Genomic DNA, 19,010 nt, shown 5'->3' on the forward strand with positions numbered 1-19,010 from the left:
GTGGCCTGAAAGAAGATTCTTGTCATGGGCTCATAAAGGACAAATTAAAGATGAAAATAGAATTAAAAGCGATTATTGGCCTACTCATTTTCTCCTCCGTCGTAATATTAGGATCGATAGAAAAAGCGTATGGCCAGTCCAGCACCAATTATCGAGTTGTAAAATATGTGATCGCTTCGGGAGGCAGTACCCCCCAATCAACTCAGTATCTGGTGAGAGAAGTCATTGGACAGCCACTGAATGTGGGCGTCTCCCAGAGTTCGCAACATACCTCCTCCTCAGGTTTTTTGGCGCAGGGCAGAACAGTCCCCCTAGCCACCACACTATTGGTGCCAGAAATGTATGCCACCATCACCGAAGCCATGGTTGCCGCCGATTCAGGTTATATCATTTCAGTAGCGGCAGGTACCTACCGTGAGTTTTTCAAAATGAAGAAAGGGGTGATTCTACTGAGCCGATCGGGCCCCATGGAGACGATCATCTCTCGGAATGGTGTTAGAGATTTGATCCTAACAGCACAGGATGCCGTGATCAAGGGTTTTACCATTGCCGATAACGATAATGGTGTGAGCCAGCCTGGCAACGGCATCTTCTCGGATGGTGATAATGCGTTGATCTGCTATTGCATACTTAGAAACAATAGCGTGGGTATCTATCTACACAATGGCTCCCAGGCAACCCTTTATAACAACACCATCGCTCATAACCGTACGGGAATTTACATGCAGATTAATCCTGCACCGAAAATTTATAACAACATCATCAGCCATAATAGCGAAAGCGGTATGTATCGGAATACCGCGCATTCACTCGGAAATCCGATGATTCAATATAATGACTACTATGGGAATACTGCCGATTTCGGATTTTATGGCACCGCTTGGACGCCGCAGCCTGGTACGGGTGATCTTTATCTTGATCCGCTGCTTGTGGGTGGTAGTCCCGTCGATTATCATCTTACTCCTAACTCGCCCTGTATCGATGCAGGCGATCCATTGTCGTTGCTCGATCCCGATGGCACTCGAGCCGATATAGGCGCCTTGTTTTATGATCAAGCGACAGGAATTGAACTCACACCAAACGCAGAACTGCCCGGCGAGTTTTACCTTTATCCAGCCTATCCCAACCCCTTCAATCCGGCGACCACGGTACGGTTCAGTGTCCCTGAACCCGCTCATCTGACGTTGACCGTATATGATCTTTTGGGACAACGAGTTTCGCAATTGGCGAAAGGATATTTTCAGCCAGGTTTGTATCAATTTCAGTTCGATGCGACGGGATTGGCTTCGGGGATCTATTTTTACCAGCTTCAGATGGGGAGCTATCGCGCGGTGCGGAAGATGGTGCTGTTGGAGTGAGTTGTTGGAGGATAAAGCATAGGGGTATAGGGGTATAGGGGGATGAGGTGATAAGTTGAGATGTTCCTCAATCTCTATCCCTTATCCCTTATACCTTATGCCTTATACCCCTATGCTTCACTTACACCTATTCTTTCTAAATAGCAAAGCCAATTTCATTCAGCCTGAAAGGCTAAAGTTTATCGACCTGGATAACTACCCTATTTTTGAAAAAGTTGAAAGGAAGAGCAAGAATGAGAAAACATGTCTTTTCGACAGTATTTATCGCCATCATTTTCTTTTTCCCGCTTCTGAGCAGCGCCCAGAGAATCCTTCTCGTTAAGTACGGCAGCTCTGCGGCAACAAATTCTTTTGGACTGACAGGCTGGACTACCGTCTTGAAAAGCAACAACCTCAGCTATACCTCCATGGGAAATGGCGGCTTGATCGTTAATTCGGAGATAGGGGAATATGATGATTACCGCGGCATTCGTGGGACGCCGCGCAAATTTTCAGTGGGGGAGCAGATTGTCGTCACCTGGTATAATCATTCCGATGAAGTATTCTTTTTTACAGCGCGGATAAGTTTTACCGATGATGATGAGCCTGATGTCGTCACACCGGATGGCAATTGGTACACCATGCGTAGCTTCAGCGATTATCGTTACACCTATTCGGAGATTCAGCCACATTCGTATGCAAAGACGGTTTTTAATATCACCGATACCGGCGTTCATAGCACTGATGCCACCTATTCGCTGGTAAACATTAACATCTCCGTGGAATGGTCTTCCACCTATCAAAAGCAGTTCTTGGTGTGTGATAAGATTGAGCTGTTTTCGGATGCAGATACTCTCGCGCCAGAGGCTCCCACTGGGCTGGCAGCAAACGCTGTCTCTGATTCCAAAATTCAATTAAGCTGGAATCCGGCTTCAGATAATGTGGCAGTTGTGGAATACCTGATTTACATGAACGGCGCCGTCGAAGGCTACTCCCGTTCCAATGAATATACCTGCGTTTTCCTTGAGCCCGCAAGACAGTATAGTTTTTCGGTAACTGCGCTGGATGCAACGGGAAATGAAAGCGTGCCATCAAAAACCGCAACAGCAACAACACAGCCTTACCAGGGGGCAGGCAGCTTAATCAGTCCTTCTGGTTTCGAGTATCTCGGAGCATTTGCTTTGCCGGAGGATTTTAGCTGGGGCGGAGACGCCATTGCTTACTATCGTGATGGCGATGGTGGACAAAGTGGCGCGACTGATGGTTTTCCCGGTTCACTTTTCATTTCCAATCTCAATCAGCCGGAGAACGGGCTGGTGGGTGAAGTCAATATCCCAATTCCGAACATTTCACCTCAAAAGAATGTTGAGCAGCTCAATCAGTCTGCCATCCTCACCCAGCCGGTAAATATCCGACCGTCCAATGTGAACAACTGGGACTTTGTTGATGTCTGGCGCTCCGCATTGGAATATGTACCGGAAGAAAGCCGGCTGTATAGCGCCTGGAGCTATTACTATACAGTCACCGGCGAAAAACATGTGTGTATCAGTTGTTGCGACGCCGCGAATTTATCAGGAAGCACGAAGTATGGCGCCTGGTATGTGGGGAATGCTGCTCAACCGCCGATAGATGCCATGATCAGCGATTGGCTGTTTTCTGCGCCGCAATCATGGGCTGACGCCAATTCCTCGGGCCGAAATCTTATTACAGGAAGATACCGCGAGGGGGGGTTAAGCGGACTTGGTCCCACGATGTATGCGTTTTCCCGTGTGGGATCGACTCCGCCGGCAGCCAATAGCGCCTTGCCAATTACCACGCTCCTCGAATATGGCTCAGTGGAAGGCGTGGATGATTATACTTTCCCCAACGCCATTGATGGCTATAAGCACAGCGATGATTGGCGGGAGGCACTGTGGCTGACGGCAGAACAACAACAGGCGGTCGTCATCATCGGTAATAAGGCGCTGGGGCATAACTGGTACGGTTACCACGGTGAACAGATGCGCCATGATTGGGTCATCGCCGATGTGCCCTATCCTGACTTTTGGGAAACAGATCCCGACGGCAAAGGCTGGCGCGCTCACGTTAAACAGCCTATGATCATTTTCTATAACCCCGATGATCTCGCAAAAGTAGCCAAAGGTCAAATGAATAGTTATGAGCCTCAGCCGTACGCGGCGTTACGATTTTCCAGAGATATCTTTTTTGGCAAAGATCAGGAAATTGTTTCGGCGACGTGTGACCCACAAAACAGGCTGCTTTATGTGACTGAATTTGTGCGGGAGTTAGAAGGCCGGCTGATCATTCATGCATGGCGATTCAATCCGGTCACCGTTTCAGTGGACTTCGAAGAACAAGTCCCATTGGAATTCAGGCTCAATCAGAATTATCCCAATCCGTTTAATCCGAAGACAACAATTCGCTATCAGCTTCCAGTCGTCAGCCAGGTTCAATTGAAAATCTATAATCTACGGGGACAGGAAATCAAGACACTGGTGGATGAATTTCAAGCGCCGGGAATAAAATCGGTGAGTTGGGATGGATTTGATGCACAAGGCAAAAGAGCAGCCTCGGGGATTTATGTGTATCGGCTGAGGGCGGGTCAGTTTTCAATGTCAAAAACAATGCTGTTCATTCAGTAGCCAAGCACCTTATGGGAGAACCGAACATGAACAGATACCTCATTACCATAGTCATACTTCTCATGGTTATCGCGCCAGTCCGGGCGCAGGGCAGCCAAAATTGCACCCTCATCGGTCGCTGGGCAAAGGGACCATGCGAAGCCATAGCAGTGGTGGACAATATTGCCTATTTCGGAAATGGCGGGTATCTGGAGATTGTGGATTTCACCAATCCGCAAAGCCCGCTGGAATTATCACGCCTACTTATGCCATCAGCGGTTGAAGGCATCGTCGTCAAAGACAACTATGCTCTCATCGCCACTATGCATGGCGGATTGCGAATAATTGATGTGACAAATCCTTCACAGGCAACCGAAATCGGGTTTCTAGGAGTAGAGGGTATCGTATGGAAAGTCGCGGTGAGCGGCGATTATGCTTATGTCGCCAATCATGGTCTGGGACTGCGCATCATCGACATATCCGACCCTGCCCATCCGCTTGAAGTAACGTCATTTGAGACTCATTCCCTGGCAAGAGATGTGGCTGTACAAGGAAATTATGTATACGTGGCGGATGGCTCCGCCGGGCTCGTGGTGATCGATGTGTCAAATCCTGTCAGCCCATTAGAAGTTGGTCAGCTAAGAACAAATTATGCCCATGGCGTTGTTGTGAAGGATACCTTAGCCTTTATTGCCGATGCTACAGAGGGATTAAAGATCATCAACATCAAAAATCCTGCCAACTTATCCCAGATCAGCTCGTTCGATACTTGGTGGGCGTCTGACATTGCACTAAACGGGAATTTAGCGTATGTGGCAGATAGTGATAGCGGCGTGAGGATAATTGACATTTCCAATCCCGCCAATTTGACGGAAGTCGGTTCTTTTAACAACTTGGCCCGTGCCTATGACGTCGCAGTAACTAATGGACGTGCGTATGTGGCGAATGATTATCAGGGTCTGCGGGTACTGAATGTCACCGATCCGGCACACCTATCAGAAATGGGCTATTTCGACACGGGCAGCGAGGCTTTTGACGTCGTCGTGGACGGTGATTACGCTTACGTGGCTGATTATCGCGATGGCTTATATATCATTGATATTTCCGATCGCACCAAGCCGATGGATGTTGGTTCTTTGCAAATGAGTTCTTACTGTTTTGGTATTGCCAAAAAAGGCGACTATGTTTATATCGCTAACTATGCCAACGGATTACGAGTGGTCGATGTTTCAAATCCGCGTAGCCCATTCGAAATCGGCGCTTTTGATACCCAAGGTTACACTCAGAGAGTCACCATCAGCGGCGATTACGCTTATGTGGCAGACTGGAGCAACGGCATGCGGATCATCGATATCACTAATCCCGCCAGTCCTGCGGAAATTGGTTTTTTTGATACCAACGGCAACGCTCAAAATATTACCGTAAGCGATTCCATTGCCTACATTGCCGATCAGCAGGAGGGCGTTCGCATTGTCGATATATCCAATCCTGCGCTTCCTTTTGAAGTTGGCTTCTTTAATACAGCGGGCTATACACATGAAGTCGCCGTGAAGGATAATTATGCCTATGTCGCTGATGGATATGGTAGAAACGGTGGTTTCCGGGTACTCGACATTTCCAATATCGCAAATCCTACTGAAGTGGCTTTCTGGAAAACCGACAACAACACAGTTGGCATCGCACTTTCTGGCCATTACGTCTATCTGGCGGATCTTTCAGGCGGACTGCGAATCTTTGATGTAGCGAATCCATTGAATCCGCTGGAGGTGGGCTATTACCAGACAGGTGTCGCTGTCAACGACGTTAAAATCGATGATAACTATATCTACCTTGCCGATAGCAACGATGGGCTCTACATTATCCGCTTTAACGCACCGACGGCGGTGAAAGAAAATGCCACCTCGATTGCACCGGCTGAATTTGTATTACAGCAGAATTATCCCAATCCATTTAATCCGAAGACAACAATTCGCTTTCAGCTTCCAGCCCTCAGCCAGGTTCAATTGAAAATCTATAATCTACAGGGACAGGAAATCAAGACGCTGGTCGATGAAGTTCAAACGGCGGGCATGAGGACGGTTGTCTGGGATGGATTGGATGCACAGGGCAAAAGAGCGACCTCGGGCATTTATGTGTGTCGCTTGACAGCCGGTCAATTTTCGACGGTAAAAAAGATGCTATTAATCCAGTGAGAAAAAGCAGCAAAGAAACCTGGCCAAGGCCGCAGATCCGTTTTCGGCCGATTTAAGATCCTTGCCAGGCTAATCCTTGGGACATTTTTCATAGCCAAGCTTCCGAGTGTGGTTAAGTAAATAAAATGGACACAGAAGCAGAACTCTTACAGAAATCGATTAAAAGACTCTTTTGTGAGCGTTCAACTTATGGGAGCGAGAATTTTTGCTTCAGAGGCAGGTATGTTTAACCAGTTCATGTTAACAAAATCACCGTTAGGCCGGGCACATTACTCAGTTCCAGTGTGAGTATCTCCCTGAGCCAAAACCATTATCGTGAAAAAAACAACTAAGCCGATGATCAATGACTCAAAAATAGACGATGATACGGGCACTGAAGATCAGGAACCGCCCGCGATAGCCATGAATAAGTATGGGTATGCAGTCCCCTGCCGGCAGGATCATCGGAATGGCAATTCTGATATTTACGCCCAGATAATTGGTCCTAACGCCTTGTCAAAGGAGATGTTAAGGTTAATGCTGATGATGGTACCGAATCTCAGACGCATCCTGATGTTGCCGTTGACAGTCAGGGAACATTTTGTCATCGTCTGGGAAGATTATCGTCATGGCTACGATGACGTCGATATTTACGCCCAACGCTTCGAAGCCAATGGTCAAGCGATTGGCGCAAGTTTTGAGGTCTGGGCCGATACCGGAGAAACGAGACAGCATTTTGCAGCAATTGCCATGGACGGAAAGGGTACCTTTATCGTCTGCTGGCAAAACAATAGCTACCCCTATGGTGTTTGTCATCAACCATTCGATCGGCAAGCAAATCGAGAGCACATTGAAGATTCAATGGTAACTGAAGTTTCAGGTAGCTATCATGATGCAACAGTTGACATGAATGAACACGGAAATTTTGTGATTTGTTGGGTGGACGATCGCTCCATGGATGAAGTTTATGCGCAGCGCTTTGATAGGAGCGGTACAAAGCTGGGCGGCGATTCTGAGGTGAGCACCCATCCGGCACAAGATCGCAATACTAGTAATCCGGCTGTTGTACTTCAAATCAATGGCGATTCCATGATCTGCTGGAATTATCTGGGAGATCAGAACATTCATGGACAACTATATGATAAGAACGGCGCAGCGATCCGAGAGGTAGTCCGGGTGAATAGTACTGCTGGCTCTTCTGAATATCATAATCAACCAGCCATCGCGGCTACTTCAAACAATGGTCATAGCATTGTCTGGGAGACGAGCCGAGGAGGTGATTGGGACATCTATCGTCAGAATTTTGATAGCGCGGGAAATCCTATTGGCAGTAACTTTGGAGTTAGTGATCCAACACGCGGACAACAAAACGCTTGTATTGCTCGCGATGAACGGGGTATTGCTATCATTGCCTGGCAGGATGAGCGCAATGACAATAAAGATATTTATGCGACTGCCAGTTTTCCAGCTACGCGACTGAATCTCACAGCTGGCAGCGCTTTTCTTAGCATCGTACCGCTAAGCTGGGATAGTATTTATGCCACCACTGGGGTTACGGCTTATAGTATCTATCGCAGCATTGTTTCTGATGGACCTTATACCCTGCTGACCTCAGTAAATGTCGCTGACCGTGGGCCTCTCGACACACTTATGCGCGATTGGATTGATACCAGCCTCACCAACGAAGCCACTTTCTATTATTTGGTTCGAACTGTGGCTTTGGGTTGGGAGGGTCCATTTTCAAAAGAAGCCAGAGCCACACCGTCAAGCTCGGGATTTGTTATTCACTCATCATGGGCAAGAACCCTGCCCACCATGGATGGGCAGATGACCGCTGGCGAATGGGATGAGGCATCGGGAACTAATACCGCTAATGCGTTAACTCCGGCGGCTATCGCCCTTCATGTTGAAAATGGTGACGCTCACCTCTATTTGGCAATTTATGATTCCAACGCTGACGACCTGAATCTCGGTACTATGGTGAGGACTCTATTTGATGAAGAGCATAATAAGACCTGGGATGAAGCCAGTCCCAGCAAAGAAGGAGCAATCACCATCGGCGAGACCACAGATTATTCTCTCGGCTATTGGGGGACTTATCCCAATAGCATCAGCGTAGATAACCCGGTATTAGCCGATGGGATTGAAAAGGGCGGCTCTGACGACCTCGACCATGGGCAATATGAAGTCGCCTTTGATTTAACGACCAGTCCTATAAATGCAGCACCAGGCGCTACTATCGGTTTTGCCATCTGGATTGTTGCTCCCGGCAATTTCTATGCTTATCAATACGGTAATGCCGCCGGTTGGCCTGCAGGGGCGCTCTGGGAATCAGCTGCCACCTTGGGCGATCTAGCACTGGCGGACAACACTGATGTTCAGGAACGTCACGGCTCAACAGCATTACCATTCGCATTGCGGAAGAATTACCCCAATCCTTTCAATTCCGAAACCGTGGTTGAATACCAATTGCCGCGAGCCTTGGAGGTGGAGATCAGTATCTTCTATCTCCAAGGGCAAGAGGTGGTCACATTGACACAAGATTATCAAACCACTGGCTATCACAAAGTAAAATGGGACGGAATAGACGAAGCAGGTCAGCCTGTAGCCAGTAGCTTGTATTTGTCTCGGTTGCAGGCTGGTAACTTTGCACAAGTAAATAAACTGATGCTCCTACCCTCTAAGATCATTGACACGTCAGCCTTTGGTTCTGCCGGGACCCAGATCCGTTCCTTAACCTCGGCTTTTCGTAAGACTTTGCATGGCTATCTATGGGACAAGGAATAACCATGAGGAGCTATACCATGAAAGTGATAACCAGCACCATCTCCATTCTTCCATTGGTCTGCCTTTTGGAGGCGCATCTTGTTTTCGCTCGCTCCAATCCTGATTCTTATACAAGAAAAGATCGGGCAGAAACTTCCAAAGCAATGCTCAATGATTTTAGAATCAATGATGACACCGGTGCGGCGGTGCAGGAGCGGCCGGCGCTGGCGATGACGCCGGGTGGCTACGCTGTCGCCTGCTGGTGCGACAAGCGCAATGGCAACGAAGACATCTATTTCCAAATCGCTGACAACGTCGGCCGTCCGGTGAAGGATAATCAGCTGGCCAACGACGATGGCGGTAGTAGCTCTCAGCGGGCGCCGGATATCGCTGTTAATAAGCTGGGACAATTTGTAATCGTCTGGCAGGACAGCCGCAACGGCAACAGTGACATCTATGGCCGGCGCTTCGCCGCCAACGGCACGGCCCTCGGCGCCAGTTTCAAGGTCAATGACGATGCGACCATCCAGTCGCAGAACGAACCCGCCGTGGCTATGGATAGCGTGGGCAATTTTATCGTTTGCTGGGCGGATAACCGCAGCGGCAGCGGCTCATTCTTGATTTATGCCCAGCGCTACGACTCTACCGGCGCCGCGCTTGGTACAAACTTTCAGGTCGCTCCGCTTCATGGTGTTCTTCAGGTAAGACCAGCGGTAGCCATGAATCCCGGCGGCGATTTCGTCATCGCCTGGATGGAATCAATGACTGCAGCGGTGTACGATGTTTTTGCGGCGACTTTCAATCGCGACGGCTCCAGGCACTATGATGCGTTCGAGGTCAGCACGCACCCCGATCAGGCAACCTGGGCCGAAGCGCCGGCCGTAGCTCTTAAAGATGATGGCGAGTTCATGATCTGCTGGCACTACGCGGTCAGCGGCGGCCACAATAATGTCTACGGCCGCGCCTATCGCAACACCGCCACGGCTTACGGCGATCCATTCATGGTAAATCAAAGCGACCTGTTCGAAGAGAATTATCATCCAGCCGTAGTTGCTATTAATCGTATGGACTTGTATCTCGTGGTGTGGAACAGCACGCACGAAGGCACGTCGGATATCTACGGCCGGTATTTCGATTCCAGTGGCGTCCCCCGATACATTGGCTATCGCATCAACGACGTTACCGGTTCGCAGCGGAACGCAGCCCCAGCTTTTGACGAACGCGGCATTATGCTTTTTGTCTGGGAAGATGACCGCCGCGGCAATGCGGACATCTATGGCTGCTGGATCGGGACGAATATGCCGCTCAATTTTACAGTCGGCAGCGGTTTTGATGGCTGTGTGCCCATTTCGTGGAGTCATTCGTATGCGGATGAGAGGGTTGTTTCCTACCGCATTTTACGAAGCCTGACTTACACCGGCGGCTACGAGCCAATCGCGGTCATCGCTCCAGCCACGCGGCCATTTCCAAAGTTGATGCTGGATTACATCGACACGGATGTGGAAAATGGCACCACGTACTATTATATAGTCACTGCGGAAGTTGCAGGCGGGGAATTCAGCGAGCGACAGGCGGCCACGCCGTCTGCGGCCGGCCATACGATCCGCGCCCGCTGGGCCTACAATGCCGTCACCATCGATGGGCAGATCGCATCCGGGGAATGGAACGATGCCCGGGCCGTCAACATCGCCAATCCCGACGCGCCGAAACCGATTTTTCTCTACCTGAAAAACGACCATACTAGGTTGTACCTGGCCGTCGACGATCCCAACGATGTCATCGTCGATCCAGCCAACATCCTGTACTTCGTTTTCGATCAGGACAACGACAATCGCTGGGACCCTAGCGGCATGGTCACTGAAGGCGCAATCGCCTTCAACAGCAGCGCGGTCGCCTATTCCAGTTATGGCGGTGACTATCCCGAAACGTTCACCATGGCTGCAGCGAGCGTACCTACGGGCGTTGCTGGCGTTCTCTCTGCTGCTAGCGGCCACGTGCAGTACGAACTGAGCCTCGATCTGACCACCAGCCCGTTGACGGCCGGGCCGGGTGAGACGATTGGCGCCTTCATCTGGGTTGACGATCCCGGCGCGTTTTATCCTTACCATGTCGGCAACGCCGGCGAATGGCCGGCTGGCGCGTTATGGGATGCGGCGACGTCGCTCGGCAATCTCACGCTCGCCAGAGAGCCGGGGCCGGTGGTCACCAATTTTGACTGGCCGATGGTCAATGGCGGGCCACTGCGATGGTCCTGGGCCGTTGGTGAAACACAGCTGTATCCGCCGTTTGGGTATACCGCTGACTTTTCCATTGGCTCCGCCACTGCCGCCTATCCCGTCTATTTTGACAATACGCTGTACGCCAGTCTCGATGGATTTCCCAATCGGCTGATCGCGTATGACGTGAAATCACAAACCGAATTATGGCATTTCGATATTCCATACAGCGACGGCGACTGTTTGTGTACGCCAGCCGTGAATGATTGCACCGTCTTTATTGGGGGCCAATTGGGGCGCGGGTTGTACGCGCTCAATCGCTGGACGGGTGAACAAAAGTGGCTGAAAGAAATTGGCTCCTTATTTCGCCATCACCCCATCGTCGATGAAACGTTTGTCTATGTCCTGTGTCATGATTCCCTGTATTGCCTGCGGGCGGATCATGGCCGGACGGTTTGGTCTTACCCGGCCGCTGTCGCAACGAATTCATCCTACACGCCGCTGGTCGACGGACAGCAGGTGTACGCTGTAATCAATGGTGAATTGTGGGCGTTTGAAAAACAGACCGGTGCCCCCCGTTGGCATGTTCCCAATGATTATGGCTCGCTGGTCGCCGATGCCGACCTGATCTACTCAATCCACGGAAATCAAGTAATGGCGCGAACCAAAACTACAGGCACACTGTTCTGGGCTTACACCTTTCCGGATGCGCTTATTGAGCATGTCGGTAGCGTGTTAGCTCTCTCCGATGACGCGCTCTGTTTCGCTCTTGAGCGGAATAACAGCAATAGCAAGGCGGAGTTGTATGTGCTAGACAAAGCCACGGGTGCGTATCGCTGGCATTATACTTTTTCCGGCAGAGGCAATTTTTTCCCCACTATTGCGAATGATATCGTGTACGGCGTGCTTGGCGCTTATGGCGAGAATGGCGATGGCTCATTGTGGGGATTTGACATCAACACCGGCGGCGTGGTGTTTTATGATCATTCCGTTCGTTATGCTCGGCAACCGATTGTCGCCGGGCATACCCTGTTTGTCCCCTCGGCCGGGGTGATAAAGGCATTCGGCAATCAACCAGTTACGGTGCGCCAGACAGACTCCACCGTTCAGCCACAACGGTTCGCGCTGGCACAGAATTATCCCAACCCGTTTAATCCGGAAACCGTCATTAGCTATGTATTGCCCACCGCAGTAGACGTGAAATTGACGATATGTAACCCGTTAGGACAGGTAATTGCGGCATTAGTTGATGAAAGGCAAGTTGCCGGCAATTATCGCATCACTTGGAACGGTCTCGATCAAACTGGGGCTCCAGCATCTTCAGGGCTTTATTTCTGCATATTAAGATGCGGCGATCAAATTCAGAGTAGGAAAATCCTACTCCTAAAGTAAGGTCGAACCTCAGAGGTCCTGGAGACCCCTGAGGTGTTCACAAGAGTTTCTGAGCGCAGAGCCCATTTGACCTGAAAGTAAATGAAACAAACAAGCCGCGGAAGTTGCTCAAGCCTTGGCAATGTGGTGCATGTTGTTGCAGGTGCGTTGCATTCGATAGGAAGGCGGACTAACATCGTAACCCCTTTTGTGACCGAGGGTGGACGGGAAGAGATAATCCAGGAAAACAGAAGGGAGTAAGGGCAGCTAGGGCCTGGCATGGGGATCTTTTTTGGATTGTTTCCCAAGGCGCGCGGTTTCCCTTGTGGGAGTCCTCGCGGGCGAGCCTAAACCACCATGCATAAGCGGCTGCTTTAGCCAGGAACTCCTGTCGGCTCCTAAAGAATTGGCTCTTGTGAAACTCACGCTCGATGAGGCGATGGACCGTTTCCACGCCGGTCTGCCAGGTATGGGCCCCCGCCGGGATGGTGGTGTGGGTGACGCCGGCAAAGGAATGCACCGTTGTGGTGAAGGGGCTTTGCTCTCTGGCGTTCCGCGCGCCGATGAACTCTGAGCCGTTGCCGGTGTGCAGGCGGCAGTTGTGGAAGCGGCCCTGGCGTGTGGTTAGACGGGCAAGGGCCAGGAGCGTAAAGAGGGCGGCATAGCACAAGGCTCGTTCCTTGGCACAGGCGATAAACTTGGTCTCACTGGTCACATCCCGGGCGGTCTACTGCACCTTGGGCAGACCGAGGGCACGCACGTGTTGCCTGTACTCGGGGATGTCAATTACGTCCTCGGTGTCCATGGAGCTGTGCTCAAACAGACGCCACTGGGCTTTGACGGCACCCAGGTCCTGCTTGGTCTTGTACTTCCTGCGTTTGCTCTTGAGCAGACCGGCTGCCCGCCAGATTCTCCGTATGGCTTTGGCGCTGAGGGAAAGCGGGAAGCGCTCCTTGATGCGGCGTGCGCCCAATGAGAAGAACATCCGCTTGAGGACCAGCACCTGTTCTTTCTGCTTTTGGGTGAGGATGGTCTTGGGGTTGTGGTGGGCTTGGGGGAGCTCTCGGAGACCTTCCAAGGAGCCCTCCGTCCAGCGCCGCAGCCACGTGCGGACGGTGGCGGGGGCAGCGTGGAAGTGGCGGGCCGCAGGTTTGCCGCGCTCTTTGGCCAACAGTACCATGCGATGGCGGTAGAGCCCTGCCTTGGGGCTTTGATGTGGCGGATCATGTCGTAATAGTCCAGGGAGCAAAGACGGAGTTTCCAGGCGGGAGATTCAAGAGCAACCCTGGCGCATAACGCTCGCCTAACGGATCGCTCTCTCCCTGGGATTGGAGGAAACCAGTGAGCAAAGAGTAGTCCTCTTCGCGAAAGATCACCAGCCCACGGAGGGGGATACGATGTGTGTTCGGTGTTCTATCTCGCACAAATTAATCGCTTGATTTTCCTGCGGGATTGTTATATATTTGCCACACAAAAACGAAAGGAGTCGGTAGATAGAGAGTATGGCACATCACCGTTCAGCATTCAAGCGAATTCGTACAAGCGCCAAGGCAGCGGCAGCAAATCGCCATTATCGCTCGATGATGCGCACGGCCATCAAGAAAGTGGTCCTGGCAACGGACAAAGTGTCCGCCGAGCAAGCGTACCGGCAGGCGTGTTCGATACTTGACAAGTTGTCCCTGCGGGGCGTCATTCACAAGAACAAAGCGGCAAATGCCAAGTCGCGCTTGGCGCGGAGGATTAACGCGTTAGCGTGAGTGGGCAATTGAGCGTGTAGCGGGCGCCGATGCCATAGCCGGTAACCCCCCTAACCCCGGCGTGGTCGGAGGCGCCCGTTATCTTTTTGGGTTCACCCTTGGGGCGGGTTGTAATTCGGAGCCTCGGTGGTGATGATGACGTCATGGGGGTGGCTCTCGCGAAGGCCGGCGTTGGTAATGCGCACGAAGCGTGCTCGCTCCTTCAGCTCGGTGATGGTACGTGCGCCGCAGTAGCCCATCGCCGCACGCAATCCGCCCACCATCTGGTAGATGCAGTCGCTCACCTTCCCACGATACGGCACGCGTCCTTCTACTCCCTCCGGAACGAGCTTCTTGACGTCCCGCACGCCTTCTTGGAAGTAGCGATCGCCGCGCCCGCCGCGCATGGCGGAAAGCGACCCCATGGCGCGGTAGACCTTGTAACTCCTTCCCTCCAGAAAGACGACTTCGCCCGGGCTTTCCTCCGTGCCGGCCAACAGATTACCGAGCATGACGCTATCGGCGCCGGCGCCAATAGCCTTGGCAATATCGCCGGTCTGCTTGATACCCCCATCGGCAATGAGGGGCACACCGTAGCGCTGACACACAGCCGCACACTGCATGATGGCCGTCAATTGCGGCACGCCCACGCCTGCTACCACGCGGGTGGTGCAGATGGAACCCGGCCCGATGCCCACCTTGACCGCATCCACACCCGCCTCGATGAGCGCCTGGGCACCCGCGGCAGTGGCCACATTACCCGCTACGATCTCCGCCTGTGGAAACGTCTTCCGCAGCTTCTTCACCGTAGTGATAACACCTTGGGAGTGACCGTGGGCCGTGTCCACCACCAGCACATCCACCCCGGCGGCCAGCAGCGCTTCGGCGCGCTCCATAGTGTCTGAGGCCACGCCCACTGCTGCACCCACCCGCAAACGGCCGTGGTCATCCTTGGCCGCATTGGGATAGCGCTTGCGACCCAAAATATCCTTGACCGTAATCAGCCCCTTGAGACGATTCTCTTCGTCGACAATCAGGAGTTTTTCCACCTTGTGCTTGCGCAGGATACGCTCCGCCTCCTCCAGGGTGGTACCAGGCGGCGCCGTAATCAGGCGCCCCTTGGTCATCACCCGGTGCACCGGCTGCGAGAGGTCGGTTTCGAACCGGAGGTCGCGGTTGGTGAGAATGCCCACGACCTTGCCGCCGTCCACGATAGGAACACCGGAGATGCGAAAGCGTTGCATGAGCTCCACGGCCTCAGAAACCTTGCGGTCGGGGGCAAGGGTGATAGGATCCAGAATCATGCCGCTTTCGTAGCGCTTGACCTTGTCCACCTCCGCAGCTTGGTCTTCAATGGGCATGTTCTTGTGAATAATGCCGATGCCACCCTCACGGGCAATGGCGATGCCCATCTCCGCTTCGGTCACCGTGTCCATGGCCGCGCTCACTAGCGGAATGTTGATCTCGATGTGACGAGAGAAACGGCTTTTGGTGTTCACCTCCCTCGGCAACACCTCGGAGTGGGCGGGAATCAACAGGACATCATCAAACGTAAGGCCTTCGTAAAGGATTTTTTCCGACATTGCCTTCTCCCTACCGAGCGAATTCACAGTGCACCCACCACCTGCTCAGCCGCCTTGACCACGCTGCCGTCGGTGATAAGCGCTTTTATGGTTTCGATGTCGCCACACAAGGGGCGATCCTTAGCGAGAAACGGCACGTGTTCGCGTACCAGGGAATGCACCGCTCCTGTGCCTGGACCTGGGCGCAATGGCCGGCGCAGGTCGATGGCCTGGCACCCACAGAGGAGTTCGATAGCCAACACGTGGCGGCAGTTTTCCACCACCTCGGCCGCCTTGCGTGCCGCCCAGGTGCCCATACTGACAAAGTTCTCCTGGTTTGCGGACGTGGGAATCGAATCCACCGAGGCTGGGTGGGCAAGGACCTTGTTCTCCGACACCAAACTGGCCGAAGTGACCTGGGCAATCATCAGACCGGAGTTGAGGCCGGGCTGAGGCGTCAAGAAAGCCGGCAGGCCACTGGCCGCTGGGTCCAGCAAGTCGTGAGTGCGTCGTTCTGCCATGTTGGCAATCTGCGCAGCGGCGATGGCTAGCGTATCGGCAGCTAGCGCAATGGGCTGACCGTGAAAGTTGCCCCCGGAAAGCACAGTTTCATCCTGCGCAAAGACCAACGGGTTATCGGTTGCCGCATTGATTTCGGCGCTCACAATCTGTCGCACAAACTGCGCCGCTTCCCGGGCCGCCCCGTGCACCTGGGGCACACAGCGGAGGCTGTACTGATCCTGGACCTTGTGACACTGGCGATGGGAGGCCACGATGGGACTATTGTGCAGCAGGCGCCACACATTGTGGGCCGAGGCCATCTGCCCGGCCAGGCCCCGCGCACGGTGGATACGCGGGTCAAACGCAGTGGCCGTGCCCAGCATCGCTTCAACGGAGATGGCAGCAGCAATGTCCGCCACCTTGAGCAGGAGCTCAAACTCCAACAGAGCCAGGGCCAGAATGGCGGTCATCACTTGCGTGCCATTAATGAGGGCCAACCCTTCCTTGGCCGCCAAGCAAAGGGGCTCGATCCCCGCGCGCGCCAGCGCCTCTTTGCCGCTCATTCGCACGTTGTCATACACTGCCTCCCCCTCCCCGATTAGCACCAGCGCCATGTGGGCCAGAGGTGCGAGGTCCCCAGAAGCCCCCACCGAACCCTTTTCGGGCATCACGGGTGTCACGCCCCGATTGACTAGCTCCACCAGGGCCTCCACCACCTGCGGCCGGCAGCCAGAGAGCCCCTTGGCCAGACTATTCGCCTTGAGCACCATGACCCCGCGCACCGTGGTCTCCGGCAGCGGATCACCAGTTCCTGTGGCATGGCTCACCAGGAGATTGTACTGCAACCGATCGATATCCTCGGGAGGGATTGTAACGGTGGCAAGTTTGCCAAAGCCGGTGGTGACACCGTAGAGCACTCGGTGCTGTTCAATCGCCTGCTCCACACACCGCCGGCTCACCCGCATGGCGGCCAGTGCCGCGCGGGCAACGCTCAACGAGGCTCGCCCCTGTGCCACCTCCTGGAACGCTTCCAGCGTCAGGGAATTGCCGTCCAGCTCTACGACTGGCCTCATACACGAGATTGATTCTGTGAGCTCCTCTGCGGCATATGGTGGCAAATAATAGGCAATATTTGCCAAATAATCAACCTGTTTTTGCTGGAACACCAGGCCAGAGAGGTAAACCTTGGCGGGCGCTTAGAGTGCTAACAGTTCCAGCGCAGACTCTTCCGCAAAAAGCTCCTGCGACGCCTCGTCCACATGCGGGACAATGGAGATCTTCTCCTCAAGGAGGGCATCTATTTCAGCGGTAAGCTCCTGCGCTGGCTCCACAGCGGTCTCCAGCTTGAGCGACACAGCCGCTACCACAGGCGGTACGCGACCGAGGAGCGCCTTTTCTTGGCGGGAAAAGAGGCGTCCCTCCTCCACAATGCGCGAAGCCATTCCATGCACTGCTCGCAAAAGGTGAGTGGCCTCGGGTGACTCAAGTGCGCGGGCCTCATCGGCTGCACACAAACGAATCAACTCCCGAACTGCGGGTTGACCGTCATCGCGCAACACGGCATCCACCGCATGGGCCAGCCTTTGCACAAAGTCCGGTTGTTCGTCCGCCGTTTGTGGCTCCGTCTCGGTGGAACACAGCATGCGGTACTTGGTTACGAACTCCGGCTCGCGCACTTCGAACAGCGGTTCCTCTTCGATGACAGGGGAATCGTCATTTTCGGCCTGAGGAGTAATGGACTCCCGTTCCTCTGTCGTGGACAAAAGCATCGCGCACGCGATCCCGAAGAACCGCGTGCCTCCGTCCCCGTCTTGCCGGTGGGTGACCGTGAGCTGGACTTCCTCGGGGAGCTGGGCGCGCGCCGCAGCAGCTATCTGCTGCGCACGCTGCGCCAGGTCCTGCCCATAGCCTTCAAGGTGCACCAGGAGGGCGCCCTTTACTCCAGCGCCCTCTGCTACCATTTCTGGCCACACCGTCTTGGCCAGCTCTGTCTGGAACTCTTGTGAGGCGCCCGCTTCGGCCACGAGTGCACGCGCCCACCCCCTGGGCATCGCTTGGATGGCTCGGAGCAAGGGGCTTTCCTCACAGGCACGCGGTTGGAGGGCCCGCACGAACGCGGCCAGCACCGTCTCCAGCTCAGGCTCCCTTGCGTTGCCTGGTGCGTGTGCCCTCACCGGCTCCACCAGCACGAGCAGATGGACGTTCTCCAACAGCCGACCGTGCGGGGTTTCAGGAGCGGGGCGTTCCAGCTTGCAAGGCCCCTCCTGGGCGGGCGCCACGGCTATGACGACAGCACCATGCTCCTTGGCCACTTCCGCTATCACCGGCGCCGCCCCAGCGCCTGTGCCGCCCTGCAGGCCGCAGACCAGCACGAGCTGCTCCACCCCCTGGCAGATGCTGCGGATCTCTTCCGCGCTCTCCATCGCTGCGGCCTTGCCGATGAGTGGCTCCCCTCCCGTCCCCTGTCCGGCGGCAGCCTGCTCGCCCAACAACACCTTGCGATGCGCCAGACAGTTCGCCAGTGCGTCCATGTCGGTGTCCGCTGCCACCAGTTCCACGTCGGAAGGATTGTCCGCAGCAAGCTGGGACACGCACCGGCAGCCCAACCCACCCACTCCGATCACCGCCACGCGCGGCTCGGTGAGAAACGTCAAGCAGGAAATTCCTTCCTCTTGTTCAGGCAGCGTCTCCCATAGGCTGCCGCAGCCGTGTCGAGTATCTCCGGTCAT

Annotated in this window: 11 protein-coding genes; 6 read left to right on the plus strand and 5 right to left on the minus strand. The window is 53.8% G+C overall.

Features of this window, described 5'->3' with window-relative positions; translation table 11 throughout:
• The first annotated feature begins 50 nt into the window (after positions 1–50).
• The 5 genes from ONB25_01765 to ONB25_01785 all read left to right on the plus strand — a co-directional run bounded on the left by ONB25_01765 (position 51) and on the right by ONB25_01785 (position 12,503).
• Complete coding sequence (locus ONB25_01765; GenBank protein ID MDZ7391616.1) at positions 51–1,358, plus strand: right-handed parallel beta-helix repeat-containing protein; 1,308 nt, start codon at positions 51–53, stop codon at positions 1,356–1,358.
• Between the two features lie 233 nt (positions 1,359–1,591).
• Positions 1,592–3,979, plus strand: coding sequence for a T9SS type A sorting domain-containing protein (locus ONB25_01770; GenBank protein ID MDZ7391617.1), 2,388 nt, complete (start codon positions 1,592–1,594; stop codon positions 3,977–3,979).
• Positions 3,980–4,005: 26 nt separating this feature from the next.
• Complete coding sequence (locus ONB25_01775) at positions 4,006–6,150, plus strand: T9SS type A sorting domain-containing protein (GenBank protein ID MDZ7391618.1); 2,145 nt, start codon at positions 4,006–4,008, stop codon at positions 6,148–6,150.
• 315 nt (positions 6,151–6,465) lie between these two features.
• Complete coding sequence (locus ONB25_01780; protein MDZ7391619.1) at positions 6,466–8,916, plus strand: hypothetical protein; 2,451 nt, start codon at positions 6,466–6,468, stop codon at positions 8,914–8,916.
• 17 nt (positions 8,917–8,933) lie between these two features.
• Positions 8,934–12,503, plus strand: coding sequence for a PQQ-binding-like beta-propeller repeat protein (locus ONB25_01785; GenBank protein MDZ7391620.1), 3,570 nt, complete (start codon positions 8,934–8,936; stop codon positions 12,501–12,503).
• A 169-nt stretch (positions 12,504–12,672) separates the two neighbouring features.
• Here the strand turns inward: ONB25_01785 and ONB25_01790 are convergent, their stop codons facing one another.
• Both ONB25_01790 and ONB25_01795 read right to left on the minus strand, forming a co-directional pair.
• Entirely contained in the window at positions 12,673–13,197 is a 525-nt protein-coding gene (locus tag ONB25_01790) for a hypothetical protein (GenBank protein ID MDZ7391621.1), read from the minus strand.
• Between the two features lie 12 nt (positions 13,198–13,209).
• Entirely contained in the window at positions 13,210–13,560 is a 351-nt protein-coding gene (locus ONB25_01795) for a hypothetical protein (protein MDZ7391622.1), read from the minus strand.
• A gap of 424 nt (positions 13,561–13,984) precedes the next feature.
• On the opposite strand from ONB25_01795, the gene rpsT reads away from it, so the two are divergent.
• Positions 13,985–14,239, plus strand: a complete 255-nt coding sequence (rpsT, locus tag ONB25_01800) for a 30S ribosomal protein S20 (GenBank protein ID MDZ7391623.1) — start codon at positions 13,985–13,987, stop codon at positions 14,237–14,239.
• 92 nt (positions 14,240–14,331) lie between these two features.
• Here the strand turns inward: rpsT and guaB are convergent, their stop codons facing one another.
• From guaB to ONB25_01815, 3 genes are all read right to left on the minus strand, one after another.
• The gene (guaB, locus tag ONB25_01805; protein ID MDZ7391624.1) at positions 14,332–15,801 is read right to left on the minus strand and encodes an IMP dehydrogenase; all 1,470 of its coding nucleotides are present in this window, start codon (positions 15,799–15,801) and stop codon (positions 14,332–14,334) included.
• A 23-nt stretch (positions 15,802–15,824) separates the two neighbouring features.
• On the minus strand, positions 15,825–17,354 hold the full coding sequence (gene hutH, locus ONB25_01810; protein MDZ7391625.1) for a histidine ammonia-lyase: 1,530 nt from the start codon (positions 17,352–17,354) through the stop codon (positions 15,825–15,827).
• 123 nt (positions 17,355–17,477) lie between these two features.
• Positions 17,478–19,010, minus strand: coding sequence for a hypothetical protein (locus tag ONB25_01815; protein ID MDZ7391626.1), 1,533 nt, complete (start codon positions 19,008–19,010; stop codon positions 17,478–17,480).

The organism is candidate division KSB1 bacterium (assembly GCA_034506335.1).
GTDB lineage: Bacteria > Zhuqueibacterota > Zhuqueibacteria > JANLFK01 > Oleimicrobiaceae > Oleimicrobium.

What these genes read in the sequence shown, in the direction of transcription:
- ONB25_01785 (MDZ7391620.1), top strand. Translation starts at nt 8,934, where the DNA reads ATGAAAGTGATAACCAGCACCATCTCCATTCTTCCATTGGTCTGCCTT.
- ONB25_01815 (MDZ7391626.1), bottom strand. Translation starts at nt 19,010, where the DNA reads ATGACCGGAGATACTCGACACGGCTGCGGCAGCCTATGGGAGACGCTG.
- rpsT (MDZ7391623.1), top strand. Translation starts at nt 13,985, where the DNA reads ATGGCACATCACCGTTCAGCATTCAAGCGAATTCGTACAAGCGCCAAG.
- ONB25_01765 (MDZ7391616.1), top strand. Translation starts at nt 51, where the DNA reads ATGAAAATAGAATTAAAAGCGATTATTGGCCTACTCATTTTCTCCTCC.
- hutH (MDZ7391625.1), bottom strand. Translation starts at nt 17,354, where the DNA reads ATGAGGCCAGTCGTAGAGCTGGACGGCAATTCCCTGACGCTGGAAGCG.
- ONB25_01770 (MDZ7391617.1), top strand. Translation starts at nt 1,592, where the DNA reads ATGAGAAAACATGTCTTTTCGACAGTATTTATCGCCATCATTTTCTTT.
- ONB25_01775 (MDZ7391618.1), top strand. Translation starts at nt 4,006, where the DNA reads ATGAACAGATACCTCATTACCATAGTCATACTTCTCATGGTTATCGCG.
- guaB (MDZ7391624.1), bottom strand. Translation starts at nt 15,801, where the DNA reads ATGTCGGAAAAAATCCTTTACGAAGGCCTTACGTTTGATGATGTCCTG.